Origin of the sequence: Psychrobacter immobilis, from assembly GCF_904846185.1 — a bacterium.
GTDB lineage: Bacteria > Pseudomonadota > Gammaproteobacteria > Pseudomonadales > Moraxellaceae > Psychrobacter > Psychrobacter immobilis_B.
This window is the reverse complement of record NZ_CAJGZQ010000012.1, coordinates 29202-49016: the sequence shown is the minus strand read 5'-3', so window position 1 is coordinate 49016 and position 19815 is coordinate 29202. Positions and strand designations below refer to the sequence as shown.

Here is a 19815-nt window from a genome sequence, read left to right as displayed (position 1 = left end):
GCTATGCAGACCCTTTGGCTGAGGTAGATTAAACCATCACCAATGCACTCTAGACATTTTATACAAGTATTGTGTCATCAGCTAAGGCACTCTCTTTCGTCACTCGTAGCACTTCCTCTAACGTCGTACGACCTGCAATGACTTTATGCAACCCATCCGCACGAATCGACGGTGTCTGCTGACGTGCGTACTCCTCTAGCTCATACTCGGCGGTATTACTATGAATCATACGGCGCAAGGTATCATCAACGGGCACCACTTCATATATCGCCGTCCGTCCTTTAAACCCTGATTGATTGCATTTGTCGCAGCCAACTGGTCTGGGTAGATTGATAGGTGTAGTTGTTAAAGTTTCAGCACCATTCTCTGAGACTGGCACAATACCAATTTCAGTAAATAATTTGGCTTGCTCACTATCAGCCACTTGCCAACCATGACAATGCGGGCATAACGTACGCACCAAGCGCTGGGCGACGACACCAATCAGCGATGACGATAATAAAAATGGCTCAACGCCCATATCTTGCAGACGCGTGACGGCACCAATGGCGGTGTTGGTATGTAAAGTTGATAAAACCAAATGTCCAGTAAGCGACGCTTGTACGGCAATTTCTGCCGTTTCTAAATCCCGAATCTCACCAACCATCACCACGTCTGGATCTTGACGTAACATCGCACGTAAACTTTTGGCAAAGGTCATATCGACTTTATTATTAACCTGCGTTTGCCCAATGCCATCGAGCTGAAACTCAATCGGATCTTCAGCGGTCAAGATATTACGGGTTTGGTCATTGAGATCGGTCAATGCTGAATATAGCGTCGTGGTTTTCCCTGAACCTGTCGGCCCTGTCACCAAAATAATGCCGTGTGGGCGATGAATCAAGCGTTTTAGCTCACTGTAATCGTTATCAGATAGCCCTAAATATGTCATATTCAGGCGACCTGCTTGCTTATCTAATAGACGCATGACCACGCGTTCACCAAAGCTCGATGGCAATGTCGATACCCGCACATCAACCTCACGCCCTGCCAGCCGTAAGCTGATACGTCCATCTTGTGGCACGCGTTTTTCGGCGATATCGAGCTTGGCCATGACCTTGATACGCGACACCAATAATGGCGCTAATTGGCGTTTTGGCGTAATGATTTCTTTTAATTCACCGTCAACACGAAAGCGCACGACCAAGCGTTTTTCAAAGGTTTCAATATGGATATCTGAGGCATTTAAACGTATCGCTTCGGACAACAATGCATTGATGAGACGAATAATAGGCGCATCATCTTGTTGATCCATCAGATCTTCAGTTTCAGGGACACTATCTGCCAAACTATCAAGATCAGGATGGTCTTCGAGTCCAGCGGCAATATGTTGCGACTCACCAGTATTGCCTGCATAAGCGGCGTTCATGCGCTTTTCAAAGTCATCGGCGCTGATGCTTTCATAAGTGGGCACACCGCGTACCCCTTGCTGCTGTAAAAATCGCACTGCCTCATTAATCGCTGATAATGGCGTGGCTTTGGTCAGCACCAAAGTCGCTGGCAGCTCAGGATCAATGGCAAGTATGGCCAAAATTTGATGGCGTTTCGCAAAACTGTACGGCAGTTGCATCATAAAAGCGACCTGATAGATAAAGATAAACTCAGAAAGAAACTCGTGTCAAAGCGTGGCAAACGTATTATGCTTAACTGGCTAAACCAAAAAAGACTGCAAGTAAGATTGCATGATTTTGTTATAATAGCATTTTGTTTTACTCGCCATTAGGATTTTCAGTTATGTCAGAGAACACAAGCACTGCTACTCATCCGACGCCCCTTTTACAAGACACTTTTACGGTCGGGAGTCGTACTTTTTCTTCTCGCCTGTTGGTCGGTACGGGCAAATATAAAGATATGACTGAAACGGGCGCCGCCATTGGCGCGTCGGCAGCAGAGATTGTCACCGTTGCTATTCGTCGTACCAATATTGGCCAAAACAGCAATGAGCCCAATCTACTTGATGTGATTTCCCCCGATAAATATACCATCTTACCCAACACTGCTGGTTGTTTTGACGCCGAGACTGCAATTCGTACCTGTAAGCTTGCTCGCGAGCTGTTAGGCGGGCATAATCTGGTTAAGCTTGAAGTATTGGGCGATGAAAAAACCCTCTATCCGAATGTGATGGAAACGCTAAAAGCTGCCAAAGTATTGATTGATGATGGCTTTGAAGTGATGGTTTATACCTCAGACGACCCTATCGTCGCTCAAGAATTAGAGAGTATGGGCTGTGTGGCAATTATGCCACTTGGTAGCTTGATTGGTTCAGGTCTGGGTTTGCTGAATCGTCACACCCTCAGTCTTATTATCGAAAATGCCAAAGTACCGGTATTGGTCGATGCAGGCGTTGGCACGGCCTCTGATGCAGCACTGGCTATGGAGCTGGGCTGTGATGGCGTACTGATGAATTCGGCGATTGCCAATGCGCAAAACCCAGTCATGATGGCCCATGCCATGAAGCATGCCATCTGGGCAGGGCGCGCGGCGTTTTTGGCGGGTCGTATGCCAATGCGCAAAATGGCAACTGCCAGCTCACCGCAAACAGGATACTTTTTTCAATAGCTTTTAAATTTAATGACCATTATTAAATTCATAGTATTTAATAAAAAGTCAGCTATAAAATAATAATAAAAGAAGTAACTTTTACTCAACTTATCGTCATAAAAGGATTTATTATGCGGCTTCTCACAGCAGTCGACCAGTTGTTTTTACTTCTTGAGTCGCGTAAACAGCCCATGCATGTTGGAGGTTTATTCCTATTCGAATTGCCAGAGAATGCGGGTAGCGGTTTTGTTTGCCAATTGGTCAAACAGATGCAAGATTCTGATGTGTCGCCTACCTTTCCTTTTAACCAAGTGCTTGAGCATTTAGCTTTTTGGAAAAAGGACAAACATTTTGATGTTGAGCATCATTTGCATCATGTTGCCTTACCAAAGCCTGCACGGGTTCGCGAGTTATTGATGTATGTTTCAAGAGAGCATGGTCGGCTGTTGGATCGTGCCATGCCATTGTGGGAATGTCACGTGATTGAAGGTATTCAACCAGAAAATGAAGGCGACCCTGAGCGTTTTGCTCTATATTTCAAAATTCACCATTCATTGGTTGATGGCATTGCTGCCATGCGCCTTGTCAAAAAATCATTATCACAATCGCCTACTGAGCCAGTAACGCTACCGATTTGGTCATTAATGGCACGCCATCGCAATCAAGTCGATGCGATTTTACCCAAAGAGCGCTCCGCATTACGCATCATTAAAGAGCAAATATCTACCATTAAACCTGTATTTACCGAACTGCTGGATAATTTGAAAAATTACGGTGATGACAGCTATGTCGGTACTTTTGATGCGCCGATGAGTGTGCTTAATAAACGCATCTCAGCATCACGGCGTATAGCCGCGCAGTCTTATGATATTCAGCGTTTTAACGATATTGCTGAGCGACTAAATATTAGTAAAAATGATGTGGTGCTGGCTGTATGTGCGGGTGCCATTCGTCGTTATCTTATATCCATGGATGCGCTGCCGAGCAAGCCTCTCATTGCTTTTGTACCGATGTCGCTGCGTACGGATGACAGTGTGGCAGGCAATCAATTATCCTTTGTACTGGCCAATTTGGGCACGCATTTAGATGATCCTCTGAGCCGAATCAAACTGATTCATCGCAGTATGAATAACGGCAAACGCCGCTTTCGACGCATGAATCAAGCCCAAGTGATTAACTACAGCGTGATTGCCTATGCTTGGGAAGGTATCAATTTAGCGACCAGTCTATTTCCCAAAAAACAGGCGTTTAACCTGATTATCTCTAATGTGCCTGGTTCTGAAAAACCACTATATTGGAATGGTGCACGTTTACAATCGTTGTACCCTGCATCTATTGTCTTCAATGGTCAAGCAATGAATATCACCCTTGCTAGTTATCTAGATAAGATTGAATTTGGGATTACGGCTTGTAGTAAAGCACTGCCACATGTACAAGAAATGCTAACGCTTATTGAAGAAGAGTTGCAACTGTTGGAAACCACCAGTAAAGCGCTTAAGTTCCAAGGCATTACGGTTGAAGATAAAGGTGGCTATAAGAATAATGGTAAAACAAAAAAGCTGGCTCCATAATGGAACCAGCTTTTTAGTGTTAAGTTGTCTTAATACTTATGCTTAAGTGGTGCTTAAAATGCATCACCCCACGTTGGAACAACCACTTGCATCAATGGCTTCAATAACTTAATGTTACAGGCGAAAATAGAGCCTGAAGTCATTGAGTTGTGTGCACCTGTATGGTCAACCACCACACCACGTGCTTCGGTCACGATAAGCTCACCTGCCGCGATATCCCAAGGCTTAATTGACATCTCAAAATAACCGTCAAAACGACCAGCAGCGACATAACATAAATCAAGCGCAGCTGAGCCTAAACGACGAACTTGACCGCCTGCTTCAGAGATTTTTTGCAAGCTTTCAAAATGCTGCTTGGCATAAGAGATGACTTCGCCATTGCGTTTACGCTCAAGCGGATGACCAGTGGTAAATAGACCACCGTCAATGGTTTTGCGCTCGCTCACTTGCATACGGCGATTGTTCAAGCGCGCGCCTTTACCACGGCTAGCAGAGAACATCTCATCACGGACAGGATCATAGATCACGCCATGTTGGGTCACGCCTTTATGCTGCACAGCGATAGACACACAAAACTGCGGCACACCATGGACGAAGTTTTTGGTGCCATCTAGCGGATCAATAATCCAGCACCAGTCCGCATCTTCACCGCGACCTTCTTGCATACCAAACTCTTCACCCAAGTACGAGTGATTTGGATAGCTGGCTTTTAGGGTTTCAATCGTCAGCTCTTCGCTAAAACGATCAATACGCGTAACCAATCCATCAAGCCCTTTTGACTCAATATCCAACTCGATTTTATGGCGGTTTTGATGCGCATATAAAATCTCTTTACCAACTTTTTCAGCAGTACGTGCTGCGATGACGACCATGGGTTCCATAAATAACCTATTTGCTTGATGAATGAATGTCAAAAATAAGACGAACTATGTGCCCACAACATGCCAATCAGCCGCTGCATCACACTGTATTTATACGATTAAAAAAATGCGCCATTTAAAAGCGATGATCGCATTATACTAAAATTGTTCGATAAAAAACGAAAAAAACCATGACGTTCGCCAAACCAACCCAAATTTTGGTGGTCATCACAAACTGCGTAAGTTGTAAAAAAGTCAGCACCTACGACTAAGTAGGCGTTCGCTCTATCGATCGAGCTTTTATCTATTTAACCAATACTCTGTCCAAATGACAGTTTAAAAACTTAAAAACGTTCAAAGGTATAACTTACGACAGAAGCTTTTCAAGCTGCCTTACCACACCATTAACATCTAAACCACAATCAGCCATTTGCTCTGCTTGTGAGCCATGGGCGACAAAGCGATCTGGAATGCCGACATTAATAACGGCGGGGCGGTTGTCTTTAAAGGCTGGTGATTCGTTAAGCAAATACTCATTTACCGCACTGCCCGCGCCGCCCATAATCATGTGCTCTTCCAAAGTCGCAATGTGTGTAATACCTTGCTCTAATAACTTTTCTAATAATGCCGTGTCTAAAGGTTTTACCCAGCGCATATTAATGACATGTATCTGACAGTCTGATTCTATATCATTGTCAATTAGGCTTTCTGCCGCTTGCTGAGCCGTCGCAACCATAGTGCCAAATGCGAGTAGCGCCAGCTTTTTAGGCGCATCCTCACTACCTAATACCGACTCTATCACTGCCTCGCCAACGTTATAAGTCTGTGCTGGCGATGCGATAACTGTGCCAGTACCGACACCGCGCGGATAGCGTACTGCTGTGCAGCCTTGATATTCATAGCACGTATTGAGCAAATGGTAACATTCGTTTTCGTCTTTTGGCGCGGCAATCAGCATATTAGGTACGCAGCGTAAAAAGGCAAAATCGAATACGCCTGCATGCGTTGCACCGTCTTCACCGACTAGGCCAGCACGATCAATAGCAAACATCACATCAAGGTTTTGCAAAGCCACATCATGAATCAGCTGATCATAACCACGTTGCAAAAACGTCGAATAAATCGCCACAATCGGTTTGACGCCTTGGGTTGCCATACCAGCAGCCAGTGTGACTGCGTGTTGCTCAGCGATGGCTACATCAAAAAAACGCTCTGGAAATTGATGGGCAAAATCAATCATCCCAGAGCCTTCTTCCATAGCAGGTGTGACGGCAAGCAGCTTATCGTCATCAGCAGCCTTATCACATAAGAATTGCCCAAACACTTGCGAGTATTTTAACGCACATTTGATGTTGGGCAGTGATTTTTCTGTGGCGACAGTCTGAGTATCATTCTTGATTTCGACAGGGAGCTTGCTGATAGCATGATAGCCGACAGGATCTAACTCAGCTGGGGCAAAACCTTTGCCTTTGGTGGTATAAATATGGACTAAAACAGGCCCTTTTATCTGCTTGGCAAGTGACAATACTCGCAGTAGCTCAGGGATATTGTGTCCATCAAACGGACCAAAGTAGGTAAAACCAATCGCTTTAAATAAATTGTCTTCTAACTGCGGCACATCACGCATCTCTTTGTGACGCTTACGGCGATCAAAGCCTTGCATATCAGGGCGCTGGCATAGTACTGGCTCGCCTGCATCAGAGATATCAACCTGATACCCTGACTCCCATAGCATCGCTAAATGCCGTGAAAAACCACCGATAGAACAAGAGATCGACATGTCATTGTCGTTTAAAATGACCAATAAATCCGCATCTTGTTGCACCGCATCATTCATCGCTTCAAACGCCATACCACCAGTCATTGCACCATCACCAATGATACAAGCGACGGTTTGCACGCGACCTTGATAACGCAGTGCTAAGCTCATGCCTAGACCAGCTGAGATTGACGTCGATGAATGACCAACGCCAAAGGTATCGTAAACGGATTCTGCACGCTCAGGAAAAGCAGTCAAACCATCTTTTGAGCGAATCGTCGCCAACTGATCACGGCGACCTGTCAAGACTTTATGAGCATAGGCTTGATGACCCACGTCCCAAACGATTTGATCTTGCGGCGTATCTAGTAAGTAATGCAGCGCAATGGTCAACTCAACCACGCCCAAATTGGCACCAAAATGCCCACCGCTTTGACCTGCTGAATACAATAGAAATAGCCGCAGCTCATCAGCCAAGGTGATAAGTTGAGCGGTTGTCAGGGCATTAAGATCAGCTGGCGCTGCAATGCTATCCAGCAAAGGCGTATCAGGACGGACGCGTGGAATCACAGTATAAGTCTGCTGTAAATTCGACAGCTGGGCAGCAGAATCGACAGCTGGCATAGATACGGACTGAGACTGTGGGGAATGAGGTGACTGCTGCATAAACCGTACGATACCTACCAATCTGCTGACAAGACAGCCTCTTAGTGCATAATGCTACCTAAGTGACGTCAATAATATCTACACCATTATTGGTGTAATCGACCATATAACTGTTCATAAATTTATTCAGGCAGCCTCTATGTCTTTATATAAACATATAGAAGCTGTGCCGAATAGCACATACGCTGCCGTCATAGACAGCGATGGAGCTTTGCTTTGGCGCTTTCATAACAAGGAATAATATTATGCCTTATTATTCTGCATCAATATCGGATGTTAGTGACGACATAGTAATGTAAGGGCAAAGACTTGTCACTGTATCCGTCAAAATAGTATGGCATAATAGCATTTATTTTTAATTGTCGCTTTAATCATCGTGCGTCGTTTGTGAACTTTGTGTGTTTTTATAATAAAGACAATCAGCATGCACTCTTTACGAATGAATTATACTGGCATTATCCTACTTTCATCATGCAGCTAGGATGTCATCGCTGTTTTAATATGGTTAAAAAAGACCCTCTACCGCCACGCTTATCGGCTTATGCAGGACATTAATGTCATATCAATTTATTACCAGTGCCAAACTACCTACTCGTCACGGCGAGTTTGATATTCATATCTTTGAAAACAACGAAGGTCAAGAGCATGTGATGCTGACTGTCGGTCTGCCTGTCGTCGATCAACATATGACGGACAGCTCACCGAGTCAAACGGACGCCACGCGAGCAGAAAAAACCATTCCATTGATTCGCATTCACTCAGAATGCTTGACGGGCGATGCTTTTAGCTCATTAAAATGTGACTGTGGGCCGCAGCTCAACACAGCGATGCAAGCAATTCAAGAGACTGGCTGCGGGGCGATATTATACTTGCGCCAAGAAGGTCGCGGTATTGGTCTGACCAATAAGATTCGCGCTTACGCCCTGCAAGACCAAGGTCATGATACTTTAGATGCCAACCTCATGTTGGGCTTACCTGCTGATGCGCGCATTTATGATATGTGCGGGCCGATGCTCGCTCATATCGGTGTTGACGCCGTCAGACTCATCACCAATAATCCAGACAAAGTGGCTTATCTAACCGAGCACGGTATTAATGTCATGGAACGCGTGCCTTTATTGGTTGGGGTGAATGATATGAATGCTGAATATTTAGCGACTAAGCGCGACCGCATGGGTCATTTATTAGATAAAGATTTCAATACCGCGTTACATCTTAATAAGTAGACATCAATACACTAAATAAATAGATATTTTATGAGTATTTCAAATACAGATAATAAAACAGAGCTATCAGCGACAGACTTAACAGTGCCAGCCAATAACGACATTATGCGTGTGCGTGAGTTTTTGGTCGATTTGCAGGCTCGTATCTGTCAAGCCTTAGAAGCGCAAGAGCGCGATGGCAGCAGTGATAGCCAAACGTCGGCAGTCTTTATTCCTGATGACTGGCAACGTCCTGAAGGCGGCGGCGGTCGCTCGTGTGTTCTAGCAGACGGTGAGGTGATTGAAAAAGCGGGTGTGATGTTCAGTCATATTCACGTGCATAACTTGCCTGCTTCAGCCACTGCACGCCATCCCCATATCGCTGGTCGTAAAGCCCAAGCCATGGGTGTCTCATTGGTTGTCCATCCCAAAAACCCGAACGTTCCAACCAGCCATGCCAATGTGCGTTTGTTCGTTGCTGAAGCTGAAGGCGAAGACCCTATCTGGTGGTTTGGTGGTGGTTTTGATTTGACGCCGTTTTATCCTGTACTTGCTGATTGCGTGCATTGGCATCAAGTCTGTCATGATCTGTGTGCGCCTTTTGGTGACAGCGTCTACCCTGATTTCAAGCAATGGTGTGATGAGTATTTTCACCTACGTCATCGTGATGAGCAACGCGGTATCGGCGGCTTATTTTATGATGATGTCAATACAGAAAGTCGCGGCTGGGACTTTGAAACCTGTTTTAATTTTATGAAGGCGGTCGGCAACGGTTATCTTGACGGTATCATGCCCATCTTTGAACAGCGTAAAGATACCCCTTATACCGAGGCACAGCGTGAATTTCAACTTTATCGCCGTGGTCGCTATGTTGAGTACAACCTTGTTTATGACCGCGGCACTCTATTTGGACTACAAAGCAATGGTCGTATCGAGTCTATCTTAGTCAGTATGCCGCCGCTTGCCAGCTGGCATTATCGCTTTGAGCCGACTGAAGGCTCGCCTGAGTTTGCATTGACCGATTTTTATCTAAAACCACGCGATTGGTTGACTCTATAGTTTGTGTGAATATAATAAAGGCTAAGGTATTTGTTAGCTTGTCTTTAGAGAGTATCAAGAAGGTCAGCTATCCACGCTGACCTTTTTATATGAGCGCAAATTTATATGGGCGCAAATTTATATGAGCGAAAGTCACTGACTCAAAAATTACGATGATATAACAACTAAATTTACGTTCACTGCACAGATAACCGTTACAATGAAAACTATTGTTGGAAAAATCCTTTAGAAGCGAATGCGTTTCCAAAAGATGATGAGGTAATTTTTATAACAATACGCTTTATTTAAAAGCAGTATTTAAAAGCAGTATTTAAAAGAAACCTTTTAATTTAGAAGAAGCCTTTAAGGGCAGATATTTAAAAACAGTATGTAAAGCCAGCGTTTATAAGCGCGCCTACTACTAACCAATTTTACAGGAGTAATTCACATGGCACAGGTTCATACCAACCAATCATTAAAATCTATCTTTGGCATCACATTGATGGCAGCCGCCCTAGGTCTAACAGCGTGTAGCACTGCCACTGACCCTGATGTAAAAGCCCGCCAAGATAGCATGAAAAGCTATGGTGATGCGATGGGTGTCATGGGTGATATGATGAAAGCACCTGACACCTTTGATGCCGCCGTATTCAAAGAGCAAGCCGCATTTTTAGCAGAAGACGCTGCTACGCCTTGGAGTCATTTTGAAAATAAAGAAGCCGTTGGCAATGCGACTGATGCCGTTTGGTCAAATGCCGATGGTTTTCGCGCAGAAGCAGAAAACTTTCAAAAAGTCACTGCTGAGCTGAACGCTGCTGCACAAACAGCCACTAGCATCGACGATGTCAAACCAGCCTTTGGTGAAGTCGGCGCTAGCTGTAAATCATGTCATACCGATTTTAAAGTCAAAACTGACTAAATTGTCATAAATTGATATCGTAAAAAAATCCGCCATGTCATTTGATATGGCGGATTTTTATTTCGAAAATATTGTGTGAAAGGCCGTTCTTTAAAATAACGCGCTAAACAAATTACTCTGCCACAGCTTTATTAACATGGTTATTAACATCGTTATTAACATCGATCGCCTTTTGCTCATGCAATTTATTCACAATTGATGTCACTGATGGATCACTCAAATCTATCGTGCGTATCGGGAATGGAATGTTGACGCCTGCTGCATCGAGTGCGCTCTTAATCTCTACGATCACTTGATGAATCGAGGTCACTTTGTTGGCTTGAGTACCATCTTCGATAAACCAACGTACCATCAAATCAATCGTTGAATCACCAAAGCCCGTAGCAATCACACTTGGCTGCGCTTTCTTCGATACGCTTTCGACTTTATCTAACGCTTGTAGAATCTCAGCTTTTGCTGCTTCGATATCATCTTCATAGCCAATACCGACAGCCACTTGCAAACGGCGCTGCTTATAGGCGGTATTGACAGTCAATGCTGAGGTATACAAGTCAGAGTTGGGAATAACCACTTGCCGACCGTCATACGTCTTAATAGTCGTGGCGCGTATTTTAATATCCTCAACCGTCCCTTCATAGTCGCCTGAGACAATCTGATCACCGATACGAAACGGCTCTGAGATCAGCAGCAAAATACCAGAGAGCAAGTTTTGAAAAATATCTTTAAAGGCAAAACCAATAGCGACGGAACCAATACCGAGTGCACCAATCAGCTTAGCAGGCGTAAATCCTGGCACGGCAATCACCATAGCAATCATAAAACCGATAAAAATGATGAGTGCGCCACCTACTCGCTGAAACACTTTAACCAAGTTCTGATGCCGACTGCGACTGCCTAAAAGTTTGTATACCACTTTTTTGAAGACAATCGATAGAAACCAAAAAATCAGAATAACAATAATTGATGCGACAAAATAGGGAATGCGTTCAACAAAGCCAACCACTATCTCATTTGCTGAATCAATGATGCTTTGATATGTCAGCACATCCGTCGTTACTGGTTCAGCAGCTATATTGGTATTTACTGTCGTTTCTGCCTCAGAGGTAGGCATCTAGACGTCACTCCTTTGGTTGGTTAGCTTTATGCTTCCATCCACTCGATTAATTGATTGTTTGACTGGGGCATGTCCTAGATTAACTGGCGTATTGACGTACCAGCCTGTCAAGCTAGCCCATTAAATCTGCTTGTACAATTTCAATCCAGTAACCATCAACATCTTTGATAAAGGCAATGTTTTTCATGCTGCCATCTTCTGGACGTTTTTTGAATTCGACATTATTTTTATCAAACCAAGCAACCGCTTCATCGAGACTAGGTACGCTAAAGCAGATATGTCCAAAGCCTTGTGGCTCACCATTACCATCATGGTAACTAAAGTCAGCTTTCGTTTCGGTACCATAATTATGGGTCAATTCTAAGATGCCGCGTTGACGGAAGGCAAAGATTTCCAAATCATCACCCGCGGGCAAATTGTCGCGCTCGCTTTCAGTTAACTTGGCTAAAAAATATAAATCAAAACCCATGTCAGGGAATTTTTTTACCGCCAGCAAAGTCATACCAAGGACACCGGTATAAAACGCCAACGACTTGGCAGGATCTTTGACACGTAGCATGGTGTGGTTAAAAGTAAAACCTGTCGTCTGTGCTGAGATAGGCTGCACACCATCGGTATTGACGCTGCTCGTTGGTTGAGCGATAAGTGATTCGTTATTATTATCAGTGGCTGAGCCAGTATTTGCTATAGACATAGTCATCCTAATATTGACAAAATAGAGAGTTTAAAAGCAAGCGCGTGAATATTTTTTACGCGCTTGACCCTTTTATCATAATAAAAAATCGCGAAAGCATTGAGTGGATTTTGTAAGAGCGCACACTGGGTGCTACCCATTTAACCGATTAATTAGCTGTCTAAGAAACGTACTTTTCCTGTCTCCAAATCATACTCTGCACCCACGACCAGCAATTGACCGCTATTGGTTAAGTCCTCTAATGCCCGCGAGCCATGTTTGAGCTGGCTAACTGACATACGGACGTTGGCGCGGATAGAGCGATCGACCAACTCGTCGGCATCGACATCTTGACCATTGGCAGTGGCAAGCTCATGCAAGTTATAAACGCTTGGGCGAATGCGATCGACAATCGATTGCAAGTTGGGCGAATAGTTTTTCTCAGGATTGATCAGTGTCTCAACACAAGCCGTGACCGCGCCACAATGTGAGTGCCCAAGCACAACCACCAATTTTGTACCGAACTTTTCGGCCGCAAACTCAATCGAGCCAATCTGTGAAGGCGCGACGACATTACCAGCGACTCGAATAACGAACAAATCACCCAAGCCTTGATCAAATACAATCTCAACTGGTACTCGTGCATCCGAGCAACCCAAAATAATGGCCAAGGGATCTTGATCTTTAACCAATTCAGGTCGTCTTTGCATTGTTGGGTCAGTGGTGGTCAAACTATCTATGTAGCGCATATTGCCTTCTTTTAAAAGCGCAAGAGCTTCTTGACCGGTTTTCGGGCGTGTATCGTTAGGCATAAGACATCCTTTATCATTAATAATATTAGCGTTATAAACAGCTTTCCACACATGTATTCAAACATAGATTTGCGAATGGCTACTAACCTATCAGGCGCATTGTGTTTGTCTGCCATACCGTGATTGTATAGGAATAAAAACCAAAAAATGATAAAAAATTTTGTTTAAATATCGTCATAGAATGGCAGTTATTGCTAATCATACAGAATTATAAAGTTGGCAGTGAAACTGAAAAACAGAAATGCGTTAGCCAAAACCGAGCATCAAACAGACAACACCGAACTATCAAGCATCAACAGCCATTGACAGCTTAATCGTGTTGCTCGCAGAACTTATAACGAACTTGCACTGATTTATATCAAGGGTTTGTTATAATACGCGGCGACCAAATCGGGTTTACACCCATCGCTTATATCCATATCAAATCACCTTGACCACAGTGTCCTAAATAAATAGCTGTACTGCGATGTCGGACACGTAGGAATAAATATTATGACCAATTCACCGCCAAATATGCACAGAGCCTCTGCATCAGCTCAAGATGACAAAGTACTACTGCAACTGACTGGTCTAAAAAAAACCTATGATCAAACTGAAGTATTAAAAGACATCAATCTTGATATCAAGCACGGTGAATTTTTGACGCTGCTTGGTCCATCAGGCTGCGGTAAAACAACCTTACTGCGCCTAATCGCTGGTTTTGAGCAGCCAAACGCTGGGGCAATTTATCTAGACGGCGTACAGATGGCAGGCTTGCCAGCGGATAAACGTCCCGTAAACACAGTGTTTCAGCAGTACGCCTTGTTTCCACATATGAGTGTCGCGCAAAACGTTGCTTACGGGCTTAAGCTCAAAAAAGTACCCAAAGATGAGATTCAAACCCGCGTGCGCGAGATGCTCGCCATGGTACAGCTGGAGCATTTAGCCAATCGCAGACCACAAGACTTGTCTGGTGGTCAGCAGCAGCGTGTCGCCATTGCACGGGCCGTCATCAATCGTCCTAAACTGTTGCTACTTGATGAGCCCCTATCTGCGCTCGATCATAAGCTGCGTTTGCAAATGCAATCTGAGCTCAAACGGCTGCAACGAGAGCTTGGCATCACTTTTGTCTTTGTCACCCACGATCAAGAAGAAGCGCTATCGATGTCGGATCGTATCGCCGTGATGAAAGATGGCACTTTTCAGCAAATCGGCACGCCTATTGAGATTTATGAAACACCCGCGAATTTATTTACCGCCAAGTTTATCGGTGAGACCAACTTGTTTAAAGCGGAAGTCAGAGGCGTTTACCCTGAGCAACCAGATCGCGACGGTCGCGTGACCAATGGCCGTATCGAAGTCGAAGTTTGTGAAGCACAAGCACAAGATGGCCCGACCACCTTACGCAATCTACGCCGTCCTGATTTTGCTAACGATGTACAAGTGGGCGATATCGTTAATTTATTGCTACGCCCTGAAGATTTGCGAATTTATGACCCCAATGATAAAGAACATGGTGGCTTACTCGGGCGAGTGATTGAAAGCAACTATAAAGGTAGCACCTTAGATTCGATTATTGAGTTAGCAAACGGTCACATTATTAAGGCTTCTGAATTCTTTGATGAGGATGATCCAAGCTTTGATTACAAGTTATATGAAGGCGTCAAAGTATCATGGGTCGATGGCTGGGAGTGGGTACTACCAGAAGACGGTACGCTTGATGATGAAGCCAATCATCAAGCTGCCAGTTTAGCTGCTCAAAAGGATATTAGCTGATGGCAGGTCATAGCTTAGGCAGCAAAAGTCCTTTTCGTACCGTAACGCTCTGGCTGATTTGGGGTTGGTTATTGATATTTGCCCTATTGCCAAATATCTTAGTCATCGCTGTCAGTTTTTTGACCCGCGATAGCAGTGCTTTTATTAGCTTGCCTGTCAGCATCGACAGCTATATACGCATGATTGATCCGCTATATTTTGGCGTATTTATTCATTCATTATGGATGGCAGGCATCACAACCATCATCTGCTTGTTACTTGGCTACCCTTTTGCTTGGCTGATAGCCAAAGCCAAAACGCGTTGGCAGCCACTACTCATGATGCTGTTAATCCTACCATTTTGGACCAACTCTCTTGTGCGGACGTATGCGCTTAAACTGCTATTTGCCAATAATGGTTTGATTAATAAATCGCTACTGGCGATCGGTATCATCGATGCCCCAATTGATATTTTATACACGCAAGTGGCGGTTATTGCTGGTTTGACGTATTTATTGTTCCCATTTATGGTGTTGCCGTTATACGCAGTATTTACCGATTTGCGCAATGACATGCTACTCGCTTCACAGGATTTGGGCGCATCAAAGACCCAGACTTTTTGGCATATCATATTGCCATTGACGACGCCTGGCATTATCTCAGGGGTATTATTGGTGCTGCTGCCTGCAATGGGTATGTTTTATGTGGCAGATATTTTGGGTGGTTCACGCAATTTATTGGTCGGCAATATCATCAAAAACCAATTCTTGGATGCGCGTGACTGGCCATTTGGCGCAGCCGCAAGCGTGTTATTAACACTAGCAATGGTGGTACTATTACTCGCCTACCGTGCCAGTAGTCGCCGCATTGGCAAGACCGACTTTAATGAGGTGGCCTAATGTCTGATAGTTCACTGAATCATCAACTGAATAGCTCGGCAACTAAAAAAAGATCGTCTATTAAGATTGGCAGTATCGCGGCTAAAGGCTATCTTGGTCTCATTTATACCATGCTGTATTTGCCAATTATCGTCTTAGTCGTCATGTCCTTTAATAAGTCAAAAGTCGGCTATAACTGGGGCGGCTTTAGCTTAAAGTGGTATGAGTCGCTGTTGAATAACCAAGCGATGCTCGATGCTTTTTGGCATTCTATTGTATTGGGATTGGTCGCAGCCACCGTCTCAACTTTGATAGGAACGCTAACTGCTCTCGCCTTACATCGCTATAACTTTCGCGGTAAAGGCTTATTAAATGGGCTGTTATTTGTATTAATGATGTCGCCTGAAATTGTACTCGCTATTTCATTATTGGCATTATTCTTATTAATAGGGTTGCAATTAGGGTTCGTCTCGCTGTTACTCGCGCACATTACTTTTTGCTTACCGTTTGTAGTCATCACGGTGTTTGCACGATTGAGCAGTCTGGATGAACGCTTGATGGAAGCCGCACGCGACTTGGGCGCTAGTGAATCAACGATGGTGCGTACCGTGCTCATTCCTGTCATTCTGCCCGCAGTGATGGCAGGTTGGCTACTGGCATTTACCTTATCGCTCGATGATGTGGTGGTTTCTACCTTTGTCACGGGGCCCAGTTATGAGATTTTACCGCTACGGATTTATTCAATGGTACGAGTAGGACTCAAACCAGAGGTCAATGCCATTGGGACGATTTTACTGGTTGCTTCGCTGATATTGGTCATTATTTCGCAGCTATTATTACGTCGACGCTAATTTATCACCGCGGATTAAATAATGACTTTGAATGAAAGTCATTGCTATATCAATTATAATGAATTTTTCTCACCTTAGCGGTTAGGTCGTCTTATGCTAGAACTTCGTCATCTCAATACCTTAACCGCGCTACGAGCGCATGGCTCATTGGCGGCGGCTGCCGATGAACTGCACGTCACGGCGTCTGCGGTCTCGCATCAGCTAAAAGAGCTAGAGAATTATTACGATATCAGCTTGGTCAATCGCCGAACACGTCCACTGACTTTTACGCCAGCAGGTAAAACGGTACTGGCATTGGCAGATAGCATCATGCCGCAGGTCACTCGTACCAAATCCAATCTTAAACGCTTAGCTCACGGTCAAGCGGGTAGATTACGGCTAGCCTCTGAATGTCACAGTTGCTTCGATTGGCTAATGCCGATACTCAATCATTACCGCCGCGAATGGTCTGATGTAGAGCTAGATTTTGCGACAGGTTTTGAGCCAGAGCCGCACCACTTATTGATGGAAGGTGATATCGATTTACTCATTACCACCAGCGATTTACCGATAGACGGCATCAGCTATCAGCCGTTATTTGAGTATGAAAGTCGCTTGGTGCTATCGCCAACGCATGATTTGGCGGCGCAGAAATTTATTGAGCCAGATGATTTAACCAATGAAACCCTGATTGCGTATCCAGTGGAAGCCAAGCGCCTTGATATTATTGCCAATTTTATGACCCCTGCGCAAGTAAGCTTTGATAGCATTCGTAACACAGAATTGACGGCGATGCTGATTCAGTTGGTTGCTAGTGAACGCGGTGTGGCGGCGTTACCTGATTGGGTGGTTGCTGAATATGAAAAAAAAGGCTGGGTCGTCTCGCGTCCATTGGGTACGGGTGTGCATTGTCAGCTCTATGCTGCGACGCGCACATCGAGCCAAGATACCGCTTATATGCAAGGATTTGCGAATTTATTAGAAGGCATTGTGAAGCCGGTGTAATATTTCACTATCTACTAAATTATCCCAGTTGAGAAATATCATCCGCTCTCTTACGCTATGACGAGCGTTATGGTAAATAACGGTACCCTAGTGAGGACTTGAACATCTAGCTGTATGTCATATACGCTGATAGATTGATCAGCTGAAAATAATAGCAGTGTACTTGTGAGTGTACATAAGGCTGATATTTCGAGGATAATTGTAGAGATACACCTGACATTGATTGTTTTTCATATTTTTTAAGATTTTGATAATGTAAGATGTAGAAATGTAAACTTAAATCAAGGTATAAATTAATGGAAACAAAGTATACATCAGCTAACCCTTTTGGAGAGCTTAGCACTAAGGTACTAAAAGATTTTGAACAAACAATACAGTATCGTTTGCCAGAAGATTATCGTAAATACCTCCTTAATTTTAATGGCGCAGAGCCTATTAATACTATTTGCAATATATCAGAAGATGAAGGTATAACGATTATACACGGTATGCTAGGTATACATGATGGTCCTGAATACGTTCAATTAGAATCAAACTTTGGTGATGACAACAGCACAAGGAAAACAGGGTTACTGGCATTTTCTTATGATGAGGGAGGTAACAACTTTTGCATTTGTTTGCTGCCTAAGCAATACGGCAAAGTATACTTTTATGATCATGAGTCTTCTTATGCTGATGACATTAATACTTTAATCAAAATAGCTGATAGCTTTGATTGTTTCATTGAATCCTTAACTTCCAGAGAAGAGTATGAGAACAGCTTAGAGGATACTGATCCAGAGTTTTATGCAAGATTACAGTATGCTAAGAACAATCCTCAAATATAGTTTAATAGGGTGTATAAAGGTCGATTTTTGATGGTCGCATTCATTTCTACTAATCCATGATCGGTGCGCTATACAGGCATCGAACTATCGGCTATGAATAAGTTGTAGCAGATTCAAAGGATTATTATCTATCTGGATTCATAATTTCTAGGAAAGTAGTTATTGATCTTGTCATTGTCAAGCACTCTATCTTTAGTAAAATCTAATGTATCTGAAACGGCAATACCGTACCATAGCTCTTTTGGGAAGTCATTAATAGAACCATATACTGTTGGCATAAGATGACGAAAATAATCTCCTATTTTAGTCTGACCTTCATATCCCACAGGATAATCTTCTCCTTCATTACTTCCTTCAACTGCTTCATAAATAAAGTAACCTTTAAAGGAAGGAACAGTCCAATCAGACATTTCATTTTCATCACGTAATCTGTGTTGAATGAAGTTTTCAACCTCTTTTTTAGACTTGTAGTCTCTGTACATTAGACTAGAATATAGATCTAAAGTAGCTTTACCATCCTTACGAACAGGATATTCAGAAAATTTCTCAGACTCTTCATAAGTAAATTCATTTAGATCATCTAATAATAACTCAGCGCCATTAATTCCTAGAATAGATTTTGGTATATCTCCCCACGAGTTGTTAAACATCATAGCAATTAAACCATTTTTATCCATTGCAAACCATGTATATACAATTCCAAAGTTTGGTTTCCATTTTTCATTTAAATAGCTCATTATTTTTCACCTGCAATGCCAGTATATTAGGAAACCGTATCTTTAGGGTGCGTTGAATATGTATTTTAGGTATACCCCAAGGGAACCAGCTCTTTCACCCTTCAAACCTATTAACAGACCACTTATAACAGACTGGTATAATGGAACCACTTATATTAGACCATTATGCGAATGGCATCTATCAAAGCTCATAAAACCAGCTTAAAAAAGTAAAATCCGATAGCCGTTGCTAGTAACGTCAGTCCCAGATGTAGTCCGACCAATCCCAAACCTGCTAATAATTTACCAGCGTTGATAAAGGTAAAAACTTCTGCACTAAAAGTACTAAAGGTGGTCAATCCGCCCAAAAAACCGGTAATCACAAATAGTCGGACATTGGGCGATAAACTGCTGCCCACGCGCTCAAACCACACCAGTGCCAACCCTATTAATAGTCCACCCAATACATTAGCACCAAGCGTCCCAAGGGGTATCCAGTGATGCAGCGGATTAAAGCGAGCCAACCATGCCCGCAGGCAAGCCCCAATGGCAGCCCCTAGTCCAATAGCAAGCCACTGCATAGTTCATCCTTAGGTTAATAAAGGTTAACGGAGATAGTATTGAGCAA

At 43.7% G+C, this 19815-nt stretch carries 18 protein-coding genes; 10 read left to right on the top strand and 8 right to left on the bottom strand.

Features of this window, described 5'->3' with window-relative positions:
• Positions 1–58: 58 nt before the first annotated feature.
• A complete protein-coding gene (gene gspE / locus JMW94_RS08245) occupies positions 59–1612 on the bottom strand; it encodes a type II secretion system ATPase GspE (RefSeq protein WP_193011286.1) in 1554 nt (517 codons plus the stop codon).
• A 161-nt stretch (positions 1613–1773) separates the two neighbouring features.
• On the opposite strand from gspE, the gene JMW94_RS08240 reads away from it, so the two are divergent.
• Positions 1774–2598: a thiazole synthase gene (locus tag JMW94_RS08240; protein WP_087814573.1), complete on the top strand. Its 825-nt coding sequence runs from the start codon at positions 1774–1776 to the stop codon at positions 2596–2598.
• 113 nt (positions 2599–2711) lie between these two features.
• Positions 2712–4151, top strand: a complete 1440-nt coding sequence (locus JMW94_RS08235; RefSeq protein ID WP_201603882.1) for a WS/DGAT/MGAT family O-acyltransferase — start codon at positions 2712–2714, stop codon at positions 4149–4151.
• 53 nt (positions 4152–4204) lie between these two features.
• Here JMW94_RS08235 and JMW94_RS08230 read toward each other — a convergent pair whose 3' ends face one another.
• Positions 4205–5032, bottom strand: a complete 828-nt coding sequence (locus tag JMW94_RS08230; RefSeq protein WP_045452546.1) for an inositol monophosphatase family protein — start codon at positions 5030–5032, stop codon at positions 4205–4207.
• 346 nt (positions 5033–5378) lie between these two features.
• On the bottom strand, positions 5379–7436 hold the full coding sequence (gene dxs / locus JMW94_RS08225) for a 1-deoxy-D-xylulose-5-phosphate synthase (RefSeq protein ID WP_201603880.1): 2058 nt from the start codon (positions 7434–7436) through the stop codon (positions 5379–5381).
• A gap of 554 nt (positions 7437–7990) precedes the next feature.
• On the opposite strand from dxs, the gene ribA reads away from it, so the two are divergent.
• The 3 genes from ribA to JMW94_RS08210 all read left to right on the top strand — a co-directional run bounded on the left by ribA (position 7991) and on the right by JMW94_RS08210 (position 10598).
• Positions 7991–8662, top strand: coding sequence for a GTP cyclohydrolase II (gene ribA, locus JMW94_RS08220; RefSeq protein ID WP_201603878.1), 672 nt, complete (start codon positions 7991–7993; stop codon positions 8660–8662).
• Positions 8663–8692: 30 nt separating this feature from the next.
• Positions 8693–9700: an oxygen-dependent coproporphyrinogen oxidase gene (gene hemF, locus JMW94_RS08215; RefSeq protein WP_201603876.1), complete on the top strand. Its 1008-nt coding sequence runs from the start codon at positions 8693–8695 to the stop codon at positions 9698–9700.
• 427 nt (positions 9701–10127) lie between these two features.
• A complete protein-coding gene (locus JMW94_RS08210) occupies positions 10128–10598 on the top strand; it encodes a c-type cytochrome (protein ID WP_045443409.1) in 471 nt (156 codons plus the stop codon).
• A 112-nt stretch (positions 10599–10710) separates the two neighbouring features.
• Here JMW94_RS08210 and JMW94_RS08205 read toward each other — a convergent pair whose 3' ends face one another.
• The 3 genes from JMW94_RS08205 to JMW94_RS08195 form a co-directional block, all read right to left on the bottom strand.
• Positions 10711–11709: a mechanosensitive ion channel family protein gene (locus tag JMW94_RS08205; protein WP_227685459.1), complete on the bottom strand. Its 999-nt coding sequence runs from the start codon at positions 11707–11709 to the stop codon at positions 10711–10713.
• A 115-nt stretch (positions 11710–11824) separates the two neighbouring features.
• Positions 11825–12406, bottom strand: a complete 582-nt coding sequence (gene gloA, locus JMW94_RS08200) for a lactoylglutathione lyase (RefSeq protein WP_055123520.1) — start codon at positions 12404–12406, stop codon at positions 11825–11827.
• Positions 12407–12558: 152 nt separating this feature from the next.
• Entirely contained in the window at positions 12559–13197 is a 639-nt protein-coding gene (locus tag JMW94_RS08195; protein ID WP_045443399.1) for a carbonic anhydrase, read from the bottom strand.
• Between the two features lie 492 nt (positions 13198–13689).
• Between JMW94_RS08195 and potA the strand changes: the two genes are divergently transcribed.
• The 5 genes from potA (at position 13690) to JMW94_RS08170 (ending at position 18471) form a co-directional block, all read left to right on the top strand.
• Positions 13690–14952, top strand: a complete 1263-nt coding sequence (potA, locus tag JMW94_RS08190; protein ID WP_201603874.1) for a spermidine/putrescine ABC transporter ATP-binding protein PotA — start codon at positions 13690–13692, stop codon at positions 14950–14952.
• Positions 14952–15830, top strand: coding sequence for a spermidine/putrescine ABC transporter permease PotB (gene potB / locus JMW94_RS08185; RefSeq protein WP_201603872.1), 879 nt, complete (start codon positions 14952–14954; stop codon positions 15828–15830). Before potA ends, potB begins: the two co-directional genes overlap by 1 nt.
• The gene (gene potC / locus JMW94_RS08180) at positions 15830–16660 is read left to right on the top strand and encodes a spermidine/putrescine ABC transporter permease PotC (protein WP_201603870.1); all 831 of its coding nucleotides are present in this window, start codon (positions 15830–15832) and stop codon (positions 16658–16660) included. Before potB ends, potC begins: the two co-directional genes overlap by 1 nt.
• Positions 16661–16753: 93 nt before the next feature.
• Positions 16754–17644: a LysR family transcriptional regulator gene (locus tag JMW94_RS08175; RefSeq protein ID WP_201603868.1), complete on the top strand. Its 891-nt coding sequence runs from the start codon at positions 16754–16756 to the stop codon at positions 17642–17644.
• A 296-nt stretch (positions 17645–17940) separates the two neighbouring features.
• Positions 17941–18471 carry an SMI1/KNR4 family protein gene (locus tag JMW94_RS08170; protein ID WP_201603866.1) on the top strand — a complete coding sequence of 177 codons (531 nt, stop codon included), beginning with the start codon at positions 17941–17943 and terminating at the stop codon, positions 18469–18471.
• Between the two features lie 128 nt (positions 18472–18599).
• Here JMW94_RS08170 and JMW94_RS08165 read toward each other — a convergent pair whose 3' ends face one another.
• Both JMW94_RS08165 and JMW94_RS08160 read right to left on the bottom strand, forming a co-directional pair.
• A complete protein-coding gene (locus tag JMW94_RS08165) occupies positions 18600–19208 on the bottom strand; it encodes a hypothetical protein (RefSeq protein WP_045452568.1) in 609 nt (202 codons plus the stop codon).
• A gap of 188 nt (positions 19209–19396) precedes the next feature.
• Positions 19397–19768 carry a CrcB family protein gene (locus JMW94_RS08160; RefSeq protein ID WP_045452571.1) on the bottom strand — a complete coding sequence of 124 codons (372 nt, stop codon included), beginning with the start codon at positions 19766–19768 and terminating at the stop codon, positions 19397–19399.
• Positions 19769–19815: the final 47 nt, after the last annotated feature.